Origin of the sequence: Leptospira montravelensis (assembly GCF_004770045.1) — a bacterium.
GTDB lineage: Bacteria > Spirochaetota > Leptospiria > Leptospirales > Leptospiraceae > Leptospira_A > Leptospira_A montravelensis.
In genome coordinates, this window is record NZ_RQFO01000014.1 from 238,551 (window position 1) to 253,334 (window position 14,784).

At 35.8% G+C, this 14,784-nt stretch carries 14 protein-coding genes; 3 read left to right on the forward strand and 11 right to left on the reverse strand.

The genetic code is table 11. The features are described 5' to 3' along the window. Positions 1–17 precede the first annotated feature (17 nt). Both EHQ31_RS10410 and EHQ31_RS10415 read right to left on the reverse strand, forming a co-directional pair. Positions 18–1,322, reverse strand: coding sequence for a sensor histidine kinase (locus tag EHQ31_RS10410; RefSeq protein ID WP_135574547.1), 1,305 nt, complete (start codon positions 1,320–1,322; stop codon positions 18–20). Beyond that, positions 1,319–3,205 (reverse strand): PP2C family protein-serine/threonine phosphatase, encoded by a 1,887-nt coding sequence (locus EHQ31_RS10415; protein WP_135574549.1) that lies wholly within the window; start codon positions 3,203–3,205, stop codon positions 1,319–1,321. Before EHQ31_RS10415 ends, EHQ31_RS10410 begins: the two co-directional genes overlap by 4 nt. Positions 3,206–3,534: 329 nt before the next feature. Between EHQ31_RS10415 and perRA the strand changes: the two genes are divergently transcribed. Continuing rightward, positions 3,535–3,963 carry a peroxide-responsive transcriptional repressor PerRA gene (gene perRA / locus EHQ31_RS10420; protein WP_135574551.1) on the forward strand — a complete coding sequence of 143 codons (429 nt, stop codon included), beginning with the start codon at positions 3,535–3,537 and terminating at the stop codon, positions 3,961–3,963. Between the two features lie 15 nt (positions 3,964–3,978). Beyond that, positions 3,979–4,965 (forward strand): ketopantoate reductase family protein, encoded by a 987-nt coding sequence (locus EHQ31_RS10425; RefSeq protein WP_135574553.1) that lies wholly within the window; start codon positions 3,979–3,981, stop codon positions 4,963–4,965. Between the two features lie 9 nt (positions 4,966–4,974). Here EHQ31_RS10425 and EHQ31_RS10430 read toward each other — a convergent pair whose 3' ends face one another. The 9 genes from EHQ31_RS10430 to EHQ31_RS10470 form a co-directional block, all read right to left on the reverse strand. After that, a complete protein-coding gene (locus EHQ31_RS10430; RefSeq protein WP_135574555.1) occupies positions 4,975–5,289 on the reverse strand; it encodes a winged helix-turn-helix transcriptional regulator in 315 nt (104 codons plus the stop codon). A gap of 129 nt (positions 5,290–5,418) precedes the next feature. Beyond that, positions 5,419–5,802 (reverse strand): DoxX family protein, encoded by a 384-nt coding sequence (locus EHQ31_RS10435; RefSeq protein WP_208652765.1) that lies wholly within the window; start codon positions 5,800–5,802, stop codon positions 5,419–5,421. A gap of 124 nt (positions 5,803–5,926) precedes the next feature. Next, on the reverse strand, positions 5,927–7,135 hold the full coding sequence (locus EHQ31_RS10440; protein WP_135574559.1) for a Crp/Fnr family transcriptional regulator: 1,209 nt from the start codon (positions 7,133–7,135) through the stop codon (positions 5,927–5,929). Between the two features lie 41 nt (positions 7,136–7,176). Further along, positions 7,177–8,574 carry an alkaline phosphatase family protein gene (locus EHQ31_RS10445; protein WP_135574561.1) on the reverse strand — a complete coding sequence of 466 codons (1,398 nt, stop codon included), beginning with the start codon at positions 8,572–8,574 and terminating at the stop codon, positions 7,177–7,179. An 8-nt stretch (positions 8,575–8,582) separates the two neighbouring features. Further along, entirely contained in the window at positions 8,583–9,794 is a 1,212-nt protein-coding gene (eboE, locus tag EHQ31_RS10450; protein WP_135574563.1) for a metabolite traffic protein EboE, read from the reverse strand. Further along, positions 9,791–10,954, reverse strand: coding sequence for a 3-dehydroquinate synthase (locus EHQ31_RS10455; RefSeq protein WP_135574565.1), 1,164 nt, complete (start codon positions 10,952–10,954; stop codon positions 9,791–9,793). Before EHQ31_RS10455 ends, eboE begins: the two co-directional genes overlap by 4 nt. Positions 10,955–10,963: 9 nt before the next feature. Next, positions 10,964–11,830, reverse strand: coding sequence for a UbiA-like protein EboC (eboC, locus tag EHQ31_RS10460; RefSeq protein ID WP_135574566.1), 867 nt, complete (start codon positions 11,828–11,830; stop codon positions 10,964–10,966). Continuing rightward, positions 11,831–12,859: a TatD family hydrolase gene (locus EHQ31_RS10465; RefSeq protein ID WP_135574568.1), complete on the reverse strand. Its 1,029-nt coding sequence runs from the start codon at positions 12,857–12,859 to the stop codon at positions 11,831–11,833. 6 nt (positions 12,860–12,865) lie between these two features. Beyond that, a complete protein-coding gene (locus tag EHQ31_RS10470; RefSeq protein ID WP_135574570.1) occupies positions 12,866–13,720 on the reverse strand; it encodes an EboA domain-containing protein in 855 nt (284 codons plus the stop codon). A 202-nt stretch (positions 13,721–13,922) separates the two neighbouring features. On the opposite strand from EHQ31_RS10470, the gene EHQ31_RS10475 reads away from it, so the two are divergent. Then, the gene (locus EHQ31_RS10475) at positions 13,923–14,480 is read left to right on the forward strand and encodes a DUF1415 domain-containing protein (RefSeq protein WP_135574572.1); all 558 of its coding nucleotides are present in this window, start codon (positions 13,923–13,925) and stop codon (positions 14,478–14,480) included. The last annotated feature ends 304 nt before the right edge of the window (positions 14,481–14,784 follow it).

Genomic DNA, 14,784 nt, shown 5'->3' on the forward strand with positions numbered 1-14,784 from the left:
AAAAAAAAGAAATGAATTTAATTTACGAGTGGAAGTTGGATAGTGATTTTTGTCCCTTCTTTGGGATTACTTTTCACTCGAAGAGAACCGTCTTGTTCTTTCAATAACTCAATACAAACAAGGAGCCCAAGTCCTGTTCCTTTCTCACCGACAGTTCCAAAGCGAGATGTAAACCTTTTCCCTTCGATAATTTTTTCTAATAGATCTTCGGTCATTCCTACACCATTGTCTTCAAAACAAATTTCCATAAATGGGGAAATGGCTTTTGCCTCGATCCTTATCTTTCCATTTGGATGAGAATATTTTATCGCATTGGATAAAATATTGCGTAGGACAGTCGCAGTCATTCGTTCATCACAAAACACAAAATGTTCATCCGAAATTTTAGTTTCAATATGAATTCCTTTTTCTGCTGCCTGCATATTTAGAATATCAATTGCATTTTTTATTATCACAGATAAATTTAATTGATTAGGATTACATTGGGTCTTTTTAGTTTCATTCCGAACCCAATCGAGTAAATTTTCTAACACCACAAAAGTTTGGTTTGCACTTTTTTTAAGTTCTTTTAAAGCAAAAATCAACTCTTCCCTTTCTGGTAAAGAATTTGTAAGATATCCTAAAAATGTACTCATAGTTCCAATGGGACCTTTTAAATCGTGAGCCAAAATGGAAAAAATTCTGTCCTTATGATCATTGATACGAATCATTTCTTTTTGGATTCGATTGATATTTCTTAAAAAATAAAACATAAATAAGGCAACAAAAGACAAACATGAAATAACTGAATTGATACGAAATAAATCTTGAACTTCTTTATAATATAAAAGAGTTCCTTTGGCAAACACACCTGGTTTCCCTAAAAACTCAAACCAAAGATAAAAGACAGTGTTCATAAGGAAAACAAAAAGAATCCACCATTTCTCCTCGTAAGGAAAAATCACAAACGGAACAATCGCAAACATTAGAAAGTAGTAATAAAAACCGCCAGACGTTCCAAAACTAATGGTAGAAACCAAAAACAATGGGACGGAAATTGTGAATACTAAAATGATACGGGATAAAAAATACTTTTTCTTAGTATTCAAATATAATATATAAACTAACACCGAGATAACGATTACATGAATCAAATTCATGAACAGGTAATGAGGAGCGCCTGCAATGGCAAAAAAAACGGAATACTGAATGTTTGAAAAAATTCCTAATAATGCAACTAAATTGGAAAGTTGAACACGAACTGAAGATTCCAAACTCAAATCTTCAGTGACTCCTAAATTGAGTAGTCGACGAATTCCCAATTTTCCAATCAATGTATTCATTTGATATCGATCGTAAAGTATGTTACGTCATCTGACAAACGAAATGCAAATTTTCGAATATCCTTTTTGATTTTTTCATTCAAATCGTGAATGGAAAGATTTAAACCATCGACTAACTGACCCTTAAGCCGAAATTCTCCGTACAATTCCCGAAGTTTATTCTGGCTCTCCGTAATTCCGTCAGTATAAAAAAAGAAACGATCCCCAGGCTCGAGTTTACGGGAAAATGTTTCTACTAAAACATCTTTTTTCCATCCCATAATTGGTCCCCTTCCTATAAGAGGAGCCACAGTTTGAGAAACAATATTCATTATATAAGGACTAGGATGACCCATTACTGAATATTTCATAATAGATCTCTCTAAATCAAAGTGGCAGGCTACCGCAGTGATATAATTTTTTTCAACAACAGGTAACATCTTTTGATTAAGTTCTAATAAAAAGGAACCAGGGTCTTTTTCTTTCGGAGCAATCTCTAAAAAATTCACCTTTAACATACTGGCAATAAGAGCAGCGGCAATGCCATGACCTAAAACATCACATAACAAAAAACTTATGGAAGAATCTTCATGTATGTAGTAATCAAAATAATCTCCACCGATTTTTTCCATTGGCATAAAAACTGATGCAACACTAAGAGAATGGTGCTCAAATTCCATTGGCGGAATTAACTTAGACTGCAATCCCGCTGCGATTACTAAATCATCATGTAATAATTTAAATTGTTTGTGTAACTCTTGCGTACGAAGTGTGACAAGCATTTCCAAAGATTCATTTAAATTACGAAGTTCTTTTCTTGTCCGTGCACTTTGTAAAGCGATGGCAAAAACTCCTGTAAATAAAAAAGTCAAAATTCCATACTGAGTTAAATAACTATTTTTTCCTGTGATTACATCAGTAATTACATCGGCAATTCCAAAAAATGTTGCTACAAGAGCACCAAGAGAAACAACGATTGCTTCTGCAGTTTTATTATAATTTTTTGCCAACAATTGGACAAGGATTGGCACTTTTATCGCAAGAAGAACATACCAAATATATACCAAATAAAATCGACTATCTGGATTCATAGGGAACAATTGAATGATACCAAGAACTACATCTAAAAAAAATGTCACAACAGCGAGTTTCGTTAGTCGCCTATCGAAAAGCGTATGGACAAATAACATGATAAAGACGGGGAACACAAACTGACAAAAAAACAATAACCTGACCAAAACTTCCGGAGGAACCATCATAAAATGAATTTTATTTAAAACTGGTAATCGCCAACCCACAAAAAGAATCGCAGTACCAGCTAAGTATAAACCAGATTTAGAAGATCGATTTAAGGCATAACCTATCGCTTGTTGCAAAAAAATTCCAAAGAACAAAGCTGCGATTAAAATTTGGTATACATCCTCAAAAACCATTTTGTCTTTAATTTGATCTTGTTTTCCAAAAATAGGAACTGATCGGAACAAACCACACCTAAACTGTGTTTCACGACATTCCACATCTACAATTAATTCATTTTCTCCTTGTTTCAAAAGTGATATAGGAATTTCATAATACCGAACTTTGTGCCAATACGGATAATAATTTGGTGTAAAACTTCCCGTAGTACCTATCGATTTTCCATTCCAAAAAGTTTGGTCAGCTGAATGAATACGATCCATATAAATGGCCATTGAATATTCAGGAAGGAAGGGTACAAAAATTTTAAGCCTATACTTTCCGCGAAATGGAACTTTGTATCCTTGTTCAATCAACGGAATACCGACAAGCACTGGTTTGGCGACTGATTCACCGTCTTGTTGGAATGTCCAACCTGACTCTAACGATACCACCTCTGAAAAAATTGCGGATGAAGATAAGAAGGCAACTAACAAAAGGATTTTCATTGTTTTGTCCTAGGAAAGATCAAACTCCCATTTCGAAGAAAATAGAAATGTAGAGGGTTTATAGATTTGCCAGGGAACATCGGAAGGATTGGATAGAAATCCAGAAGAACTGCAAGAATTTTTTACACCTAAACCTAACAAGGGCAAAACCACTCAGTTTGGTTTTTCTTAGGCCAATCAGACTTTCCTTCCCTTTGGGATTTTGAGAAACCTTTCCCCAATGATATAATTTAGACTATATCCATTTTTATACCCATTCCAATCAATTGAAATTTTAGATTGAGTCTAATTATTGACAAAAATAAGCAAAGACAGAAGGTGAAACTGAAATGGATTTAAGTTACCAAAAAACCAAAGAACTCCTCGAATCTCACGGGATTCGACCGACTTCTCAAAGATTGGAAATGGCGCACTTGCTTTTGGAACGCCACCAACACCTCTTTGCAGAAGAAGTATTTCATTTGGTCAATTCCCACTTCCCACATGCATCAAGGGCTACCATTTTTAATAACCTGAAACTTTTTGCAGAAAAAGGAATGCTCGGAACTTTGGAATTAAAAAGTGGAGTTACCCATTTTGATTCAAACATAGGCCCTCACCATCATGCTCTCCATGAAGAAACGGGAGAGATTACCGACGTGGAAATGAGTGAAGAACTTGAATCAAAAGTTCTAGAGGAACTCAAAGAAAGTTATTTTAGAAAGACGGGAAAAAAACTGGATGCTGCAAAACTTGTCATCACTTTAAGAGGAAAATAATTTCCCACTTAATATATGTTAACTACTTATCCTTCCATTGCGATTAGTGGGATTGGTTCTGTAACCATAACTATCGTTCAATCACTTTATCAAAACAAAATTCCGTTTCAAATCTTGTGTCGAAATCAAACAAGATTTTTATCATTAAAAAATAGTCCTATTGGTTTTCAAGGCCCGAATGGAAAATTGGTTCAATTCGAATTGACAGATCACCTAACGATGATTCAAGATAACCAAGAAAAATTTGATTATATTTTCATCGGTTGTAAAAATCAGAATCTCTCCGAATACTTGGAAGAAACAAAATCACTTCTAAAACCTAATGGAAAATGGATTTTGATTCAAAATGGAATCCCCGAACAACAATTCAAATCCTATAAAAATAAAATCATAGGAGGAGTTGTTGGATGGAATACCCAAACCTTATCTAATCATACTTATTACCAATCTAATGTCGGTAGTTTAATTCTTGGTGATGTCACCGGTACCAAACCCGATCCGCTATGGAACCAAATACTTTCCCCTTACATACCTGTGGTTTTGACAGACAAACTTAGTGGATATAGGTGGCATAAATTAGCGATTAATTCCATCATCAATGGACTTGCAGCATCAAAGCAGCTAAGTTTAGGTGAACTATTTCTAAACCGAAAGTCAAGATCGGAAGCATTGGAAACGCTTACTGAAATAAAATTATTGATGAACCAATTGCAAATCAAAGAACAAGTGGTCCCCGGATCTTTCTCTATTCAAAAATTAGGCGAAGGCCCAGGTTCCCTACCTAGATGGATTTCCCATTTGATCTTGATTTTACTTGGATTAAAATACTTCAAGATTCGCACCTCTATGGTTCAAGATTTAGATGCTAGAAGAAAAACAGAAATTGAATTTATTAATGGGGAAGTTGTAAAAACTGCGAAAGAGTTAGGAATTCCTGTACCTAGAAATGAATGGATTGTTCTTAAAGTCAAAGAGTTGGAAGAAAGTAACAATACAAGATAGACAGATAATTTATTTTCCTAAACGTAAAAGTTCTAAAATGGAATGATTTGCTTCTAAGGGATGGCGTAATTTTTGTTCTGTTTGGATGATATATTGGTTACGTCGTCCGTCTTTACTTTTCTCTAAAATTTTAGCATCCACCAAATCTTTGACTATGGCTTGAACTGCTCTCTCCGTGATTCCAACCAACAAGGCAACATCTTTTAACCGCATGTCTGGATCCTTGCTCAAACATATCAAAACATGAGCATGGTTTGAAAGAAAGGTCCATTGACCTGCTTTTTTAGTCATTTCTTGCGATGTTCTTTTGGGTTCTTTAGTCATTCTTTGTAAATAAAACTCAGGTGATATTTAAAACTTCTAACCTATAAATTTACCTAAGTCGAAAGGTTCACTCTTCCCAAAGCAAAAAAATTGTAAACGAAGAAACCAACAAGACCTAACTCACAGGGGTTAGGTTGTTTCATTTGTCCATTTATAATTTCTTACTAACCATGCCCAATAAATGAATAAAAATTGGAATGGCAACCGAGCATACAAAGCCCAAATAGGAACTCCATAATCTTTTCCGTCCAAGGCCGTTAAAAGCATATTTATATTTGCAGGATAGATGGCGAGTAAAAGAAGGATGATTCCAAAACTAGCCATATATCGCATTCTTTCATAAAGAACCAGAGAACCTAAGGTAATTTCAGCGAGCCCACTCGTGACATTTAAAAGTTCGTGGAAAGGCAGATAGTCTGGCATCATTTCTAAATAAAATTCTGGAGAAAAGAAATGGTTGGTTCCAGCGATTATGTAGAAAGCCCCGAGAGAATACACGAGAAATTTTTTCATCACCGAACTAGAACACAGTGGTAAAAAAAATCATTACAAATTTTTGCCAGTCGGAAAAATGGTCTCCGTTTCTTTTTAAGACAAGGGCCACATAGAACCCATTCAAATTATTTTTAGTGGTTCGTTAGGCAACAATTTGCCCTTCTTTTGATTTATAATGCCCAAGCTTTTCCTCCAATCGTTTCCGACTTTTGATCGTAATTCGATTCGGTTCAATGATCAGGTTTGTATCACTTAGGAACTCTTTGATAGTTTCCTGTTTTACTTTAATGATCCCGCACATATTACATAGTTCTTCCATCTGGATATAAATCGAATGCGGATTAGCTAAACTTTCATCTAAGTTTCTACCCAAACGGATGTCTTGGTCCCGAATCGAATTGTATAAATAAGCATAGAGCCTAATGACGGGAGTTTTCAATCTTAGGATTACAAGGCGCTGGTGAGAAAACCAAATCCGTCTGGCGATACTTTCAAAGATTTTTTGTAATAAAGAGGGACCTACAGATTCAAATAAACTATCTGCCGTGACACGAAGGATTTTACTTTTGGTTTCAGTAATGGCCGAGGCCATTCGCGGTGCATTGTCAATGAGAGACATCTCTCCGAAAATTTCTCCTGGCCCTAAAACATCGATTACATATTCAAAACCGCGAACGATTCCAAATAGTTTAACATTTCCCTCTAACACTACATAAATTTCATTGTTCTTTTCACTTTCGACAAAGAGGATTTCGCCAGCATCTAAAGTTGCTTGCATGCTCTCCCAAACAAAAGGTTTGTAATTGGATCCGATGGATCTGAGAAGTTCCGTTGCCTCCGCCACATTGGCAGTGGAATTGTTTTCCTTAGACCATTTTAAAAAAGTCTGTAATGAATAAGCTGCTAAATTTGGTTTTTGCCAAGTTAAATAGGTTCTCGCGTTGAGAAGTAATCTTTCTGGGTGGTATTCGCGGTCTGAGGGTTTGTTCGCCTTAGATAGGTGCTTTTGTAAGGTTCTTAGCTCCCTGGAATAAAGACCTAAGATCTTCATAGCGAGTTCCTTTCTTTGTTTCAGATAGGAACCCAAGAGTCGAATGGGAATTTGGACTAACTCTACATCAGTGTCCGCAAACAAAGTCACCAAAAATCGATGTTCGGTGAGAGCAGAGACTAGGCCAAAACTATCCCCCGCTTCATAAAAGGAGAGTTCGTGATCCACAACAATATGCTCAGAATCGACTGATACTCGGCCAGATCTTACAATAAAAAAGTTTCCAGTATTGATGGAATTCTGCACAACGATGGCAGCACCTTTGGAATAATTAACAACTTTGATTTCTTCTACGGACACTGAATCAAAAATAATGTGCCGGAAGCTAACCAGTCAAACATTTAAATCTTTGCTGTCATCTGATCCCAAATCAAATCGTACACTTTATTAGCAGAAATTTCTTTTCGGGGGTATGACTGACCTCCCGAAAATAAAGGGTAAAATTCCTTTTTTTCATGTATAGACCCGTGAGAGCCTTTTACCAAATGGGCATCCAAAGGGATCACATTCATAAGGTAGCGAAATCCTAGTTTTTTTTGTAATAATTTCAGCCCTACTCTCAATTTAACGCCTGGTTTTTTAGGATCTAAAAACATCTCACAAGGATCATATCCAGGTTTCCTGTGAATATCCACCAAACGAGCATAATCTGGTGCTTTCGCATCATCTAACCAGTAATAGTAGGTAAACCAAGAATCTGAATCTGCTACTAATACTAAATCACCGGAACGTTCGTGGTCCAAATGATATTTCTTTTGCGCTTTTTTATCTAAAACAAGGAGAATTCCTGGAATGTTTTTTACAATCCTTTCTACCTTTGTTTTTGTTTCGGAATCTTTGCAATAAATATGACTAATTTGGTGGTCCGAGACCGCAAACGCCTTTGACGCACCTGGATCTAAAAGTTCATACCATCGTTCCTTACGAAGTGAAAGTAAACCATTCTCTCGGAGGATTCGATTGATATGAATCGGACGATGGACTGGAGTCATTCCATATTCTGATAACAAAATGATTTTTGTATTTTGTCCTTCGTAGTATTCAATTAATTGTTTAAGAACCGTATCAATTTCTGAAAGTTCCTTTTGAATTTTTGAAAGGTCTGGTCCAAATTTTTGCAAACAATAATCTAAATGCGGAAGATAAACCAATGTGAGTGTGGGGTTATATTTTTTATCTACGAAGAGTGTTGCATCCGCTATCCATTGTGTAGATTTTATATTGGCATTTGGTCCCCAAAAATGGAAAAGTGGAAACTGACCTAGTTCATTTTGTAATTCGTCTCGAAGTTCCGGGGGATTAGAATAACAATCAGGTGCCTTCACACCATCTGCATGGTATTGTGGCCTCGGTGTCACCGAATAATCAGCACTTGCGTACATATTGTACCACCAGAACATTTTTGAACAAGTGAATTGGGGATCGATCTTCTTTGCCCTTTCCCAAATTTTTTCACTCTCTACTAGATGGTTGGATTGTTTCCAAAATTTAATTTCTGAGTCTTTGTGATCATACCAACCATTCCCAACGATTCCATGTTGGTTAGGCCACTTCCCTGTCAAATACGTGGATTGAACACTGGTAGTCACAGCAGGGATCATTGGTTCAATGAGTATTGTATTTCTTTTTTCTAAAAACTGTTTGAGAAAAGGAGTAAATTCACAAACCAAATGAGAACTAAGTCCCACAACATCGATGACAACTGTTTTTTGGAATGAGTTAGTTTTTGTTTTTTTCATTTTATAACCTATAGATTTATTTCTCTATCTAAAATTGATTTAACCCAAAATAATTCACGAATGATGGATGTAGTTATTGGAGTTTGTAATTCTTTAGGTAATACTTCCCAAGTATAAGTTTCCACTTCCAAAGCATTAGTGAAAGTAAGTTCCTTTTGTAAATTCAATAGACTAACTAATTCACTTTGAGTCGAAGATAAAAGGTCATAACTATCTAAAAATACAGGAACATGAAAATGGATTCGCCATTCCTCAAAAGGTTTAACATCTCTTTGTAAAGCATTTGGCAAATCAGGAAAGGATTCTAATTGCCCATCCTTTGACTTTATGACTACTTGGTGTAAATAAGTTGGTTCCTCAAAATGTTTTAGTAAATCCAAAGTTGGTTTAGGATTTTCTGGGAACTTTACTTTTAAAGCAGAACTAATTTGAATTCTACCCACTTTTATAGAATTTTCTCGTAACAACCTAACCACTGTATTGTTTTCTTCAAAACTCACAGCGGAATGACAAACATCTAAACAAATTCTAATATGATCACGAACTTTACTCTCAGCAATTTTTTTGGTAAACCCCCATTGGGATTGAATTCCAGGAATTGACTTAGGAAGAAAAACATCTAAATACCACCGAATCCAAAGTTCGACATTCCCTAAAATTCCATCCGGTTCCGGTTCTATATCTAAATGTAAAACTTTTCCTGTATCCATTTGGATTTGAATCAAATGATGAAGGAGTTCGGTGATATTTTGAGTAGCAGATTTGACTCTTTGTTTCCTTTCTGCATCCGTTTTGTCAAAAAATTGATAGGATATGGGAGGTGTCGAAACTCCTCCTTCCAAACCTTCCGGTAATAATTGTGATAAAATAGAGAACAAACGAAGTGTATAATTCAATCGATCCGTGGTGGCCCAATCAGGATGATAAACATTCTCTTTAACGGCTGTATTATGAAAGCCACCGTAAGGAAACCCATTGATCAAAAAAACGTAAAATCCTTCCTTGGTTAACCAAGCCTGGAATTCAGAAATAATATCTGGTTTTATAAGTTCAAGCGAAGCTTCATTGGATAACCTTAGTCCAATGCCCATCGGTGCATTCGGTGATACATTCGCACGAATCATTGGAAGATTTTCTTTGAGTTGCAAAAAATGATCCGACCAAGTTTCCCCTGGATGGATATTAGAACAGTATGTAAGATGTCCGTATTTAGTTTTCATAGATAGGTTTCTAAGAAATTTACAGAAGTATCTATTGTTTTTAAATCCATTTCATGAACTTCCAAAGATTTTCCAATTTCAGCTAACAATACTATGGTGAGTTGACCCCCCAAATGTTCTCGAAACTCCTCTAATCCCAAATATAAATTCCGTTTTTCTCCATCCGATAACATAGGATGATAAATTGAAAACCCAAGTGTTTTCAATAAAGAAAGAATCCGTATACAATCGTCTTTTGATAAAAAATCTTTTTGATAAGAATAAACCGTATCCAGTGCCATACCAATCGCCACAGCTTCTCCATGTCTTAAAGAAAACTGAGTTAGGTATTCTAATTTATGAGCAGACCAATGTCCAAAATCCAATGGCCGAGAAGATCCAAATTCAAACGGGTCACCATTGGAAATATGATCCATATGTAGTTCTGCACAGCGGTGGATCAGATTAGCCATTGTATTTAAATTTCGATTTAATAATGCACTGGCATTTGATTCGATCCAATGAAAAAAATCTTTATCTTTGATTAACGCCACTTTGACAGCTTCGGCCATACCAGAGCGCCAGTCTCTATCATCTAAACTTTCTAAAAATCGGAGGTCGTTAAACACGGCAACAGGTGGGGCAAAGGTGCCTAGAAAATTTTTTTTACCTTGGTAATTGATGCTATTTTTCACTCCCACACCGGAATCATTTTGTGAAAGCACAGTCGTTGGGATTCGAACCAAACGAATACCGCGGTGAGACACAGCCGCTACATATCCAACCAAATCGAGAATTGCTCCTCCTCCTATGACAAGGAAATAGGAATGTCTATCGACTCCATTTGTATTTACAGCATTGACTAAAAATTCCCAAAGTTCTTGGTTATTTTTACATTCTTCACCACCGGGTATTTGAATTATATCTCCTGTTAGCTGAAGAAAAGTTTCCAAATCCTGAAAGTAATTTTTTATATCTGAAACTAAATTCGGATGATACTGGATCAGTCTTTCATCTAGCACCACCATTACTTTTTTAACAAGGCCCTGTTTTTTTTCTGAAATAAAAAAATTTCTTAAAACTGGATTATCTATTTGAAAAATATCTTTAGTAAAGTGAACTTTATATCTATAAGTGATTTGAAACTCTGAAATAAGAGGAGAAAAAAAATCTTCAATCATAAAAAATCTCTAGGTTACAGAAAACGATTTTGCTAAAACCAAAGAAAGGGGTAATAAACAAAATATAACAATTGCGGTAGGCAAAAATCCGAAACTTGCAGCAAAAGATGCATTCAAAAGAATGAGGGTAATCACTCCCATCTTAACTGCCTTTCCAATCATTGGACCAATTGGATTTTGATGGGCTCGAATTAGCGGTGGGATAACCATCGCTATATGTAAAACCACAAAAGGGATACTTTTCATTAAATTTCCCAATCGAAACGACAAATAAGAGATACAAATAAAAACAACAAAGTATAAAACACCAGCTAATAACAAAGGTATCTTTTTTCCGCCGTGAACTTCGCCGCGACTCACCATCGTTATAGCAGCTATATAAAAAATGGGAAGAATAGAAAGAGAAATTTCGAATGTTTTGATTTCGGATACCAAACTCATTCCGAGAATTAAATTACCACCGCGACACATTCCCATTACAATTGGACCAAATACGGAATGATGTTTCGCAAAACGATTGTAAGTAAGAATTAGGACAATAATGCTAAAGGCAATCCATCCACTTGTGATTTGGTATAAAAAAGCAAATCCGAGCCCCATTCCTAAAAGTAAAATTCCAAAAACCAATGCAGATTTTTTAGAAACTTTTCCACTTGGAATTGGTCGTTCTGGCCTTTCTTTTATGTCAATGGATACATCAAAATAATCATTTAATACGACTCCACCGCCATACAAACCTATTGTGGAAAGTAATAGAAAAATAGGGGTATTGTCTTTCCAAACGAAACCAACTATGGCCATACCAGCAAGTATATCAGCCAGTGCCGTTACTACATTTGCCGGTCGAAACAGTGTAATGTAAGCTTTTAGATTCATTTATTGGATGAAGAGAGAATTTTTATTGGGAACCGGTTGTTGGCCACCCCTAAGGATAGAGTTGCCATGAAACTTAGCATTTGGATCGGGTTGGAATTCCGTTTCAAAATCATTTATATCAATTTGACCACTTTTTGCAAATGCATCGATCGCATTTTGATAAGTAACCATTCGAATGACCTCAAGTGGAATTCCTTTTTGTATCATGAGTGCTGCTGTTTTTGGAATGGCTAGTGGATCGGAAATTCCCCAATCGGCACTGGAGTTGATCATTATTCTTTCGGATCCATACTTTTCAACTACGTTAACCATCCGTTCGTTTCCCATTTTTGTAAAAGGATAAATGGTAAAGGCTGCCCAAAAACCTTGGTCTAACACTGATTTTACGGTTTCTTCATTGTTATGATCAACTACAACCCAGGACGGATCAAGCCCATGTTCTAAAGCAATGGACATACTCCTTTCTGTACCTCGTTTTTTATCTCGATGGGGAGTGTGAATTTGTACCGGCAATTTTGCTTTTTTCGCAAGTTCTAGTTGCAAACGATAGTATTTTTCTTCCAAAGGTGTTTGGTCATCAAATCCAATTTCGCCGATTCCAACGACACCTTCTTTATAAGCAAACAAAGGTAATATTTCCATTACCTCGTCCGCAAGACGTTCGTTATTTGCTTCTCTTGAATTTAATCCCATCGTACAATAATGTTTGATTCCAAATTGGGATGATCGAAATCTTTCCCATCCGACAAGACTACTATAATAATCTTTAAAACTAGAAAGCCCCGTCCTTGGTTGACCCACCCAAAAAGCAGGTTCAATGATGGCAACAATTCCTGCTTTTGCCATCATCTGATAATCATCAGTTGTTCTTGAAACCATATGTATGTGTGGATCAAAAAACCGCATACCCTGGATTAGGTTTTGGTAATCTTCCCATAACAAATCTCGATGAGTTGGTTTCTCTTCTGCTGACGATATGGATTCAAAATGCGAAGGATTTGCGGATGGTTCTTTGTGATTTTGGCACATAAAAATTTATTCTGGAATGGACTCAATCTTAGACCAATCCAATTCTCCATTTTTTATAGATAATTCTAAATCAGGGTATTTCGATAATAAGGAAAGAAGTTCTAAATTTTTGGATTCAAAACATACAAGAGCAGCAACTTCTCTCTCTATCTGAAGATTAGAATTCAAAAGAGATATCAGTTTAGGATGTTTGGATTCATCGACAAAAGGAGCAACTAATCTCCAAATTTGTAATGGTAACTTTCGACCTGCTGCAAAACGTTCTTCTATAAAATCCGAAATAGCAATCGCCAATTCTTTGTTTTTCCGTCGATCTAAACCGTATATCCAATGGATAGGTTTACCATTAAAAATAGTTTTTAAAACCAACTGGTTCCAGGCTAACTCAGAAAAATAAAGTTCTGGATATGGATTTGATAAAGCAATGGAATCGAATACAAATCCCATATTGGAACGTACTGCATCTGTAGCTCTGGGCAACCATTCCCTAGGATAAGGAAGAACTGGTAATGCAGAATAAAGAGCAACTAACTCATTTAATTCGGCAGTATCGAACAAGGTTTCTATATTTTTGACAAACTGCTCTTTTGGTTCCGGAGTCAGATGTAACAACAACCAAACACGAGTCAAACGAACTAAATTCCATCCGTCTACTTGGAAACCTATTAAATTAGGGATTAAATTTCCTTTCGATTTAGAATCGTAAGAAACTATTTTTTTTGATAAAAAGCGAGGTGCTGCAACAAAGGCAGTCATCAAATCCAAATCATTTTTTGTGGTTTGTTCTTCTAACCATTCACGTTCTGTCCTGGTAGTTTGTTCAAAAAGGAATTGAGTCAAATTTGTTGGAATATCTGTCATAAAGAACTATTATTTGAAAACTTCTCGTGGAGTCATCACTCCGTAAATCAAATATTCGGTTTCCAACTCACTTTCCAAGGTTATGGCCATTTTTTAGAATATTTTCTAAAAAATAAAAACATCATTCCATAACTTAGATTACTTTTGGTCTATAGGATGAATCTTGGTATTTCGGCAAATTTAAAAAAAGGAAATTCGAATCATGTCACAAAAAAGTCCGATACAGAACGAAGATGAAATTTTGGATAAAACTAAAAATTGGATTTTGAAATCAGTCATTGGACTTAACCTTTGCCCTTTTGCCAAACTTCCTTTCCAGTCGAATACAATTCGTTATGTGATTAGTGATTCTAAAACAAAAAAGGATTTACTTTTTACCTTAGAATCTGAACTAAAATATTTAAGCGAATCCGAACCACTCTTAACTGAAACAACACTTATCGTCCATCCTTATGTTTTGGAAGATTTTTTGGACCAAAATGATTTTTTGGACGAGGCGGAACTTCTATTAAATCAATTAGCTTTAGAAGGAGTCATTCAAATTGCCAACTTTCATCCTCAATTTCAGTTTGCTGACAAAAATATAAACGACATAACTAATTTCGTGGGGAGATCCCCTTATCCGACATTACACTTGTTACGTGAAGATTCCATTAGTAAAATTGCAGACACACATCCAAATATCGATAGTATCTATAAAAATAACAGAACGACATTCGCTAAACTGGGATATGATGGATGGAAAAAATTAGGACTATAATTTTTCAAAAAATTCAATTTGGTCAATAATTTTCCTACCCTAAAAGCCTAGGACACATACGAACCGATAAATATAAAGTTTGATCGTTAAACCAAACTGTATTCACTGACCAAAAACCAGGTGGTAAATTATGTACACAGGCAATCATCGAATTTTACTTGGATTTATTTCCTTTTCCATCGTATTATCTCCCTTCACAAATGAGTTAAAGGCGCAGTTCATTACTCCAGTAAAAAAAGAAGTTCCCCAAGAAACACCTCCCCCGCCCCTGCCATCCGTCTAGTGGCAAACAGTGGGTTATAAG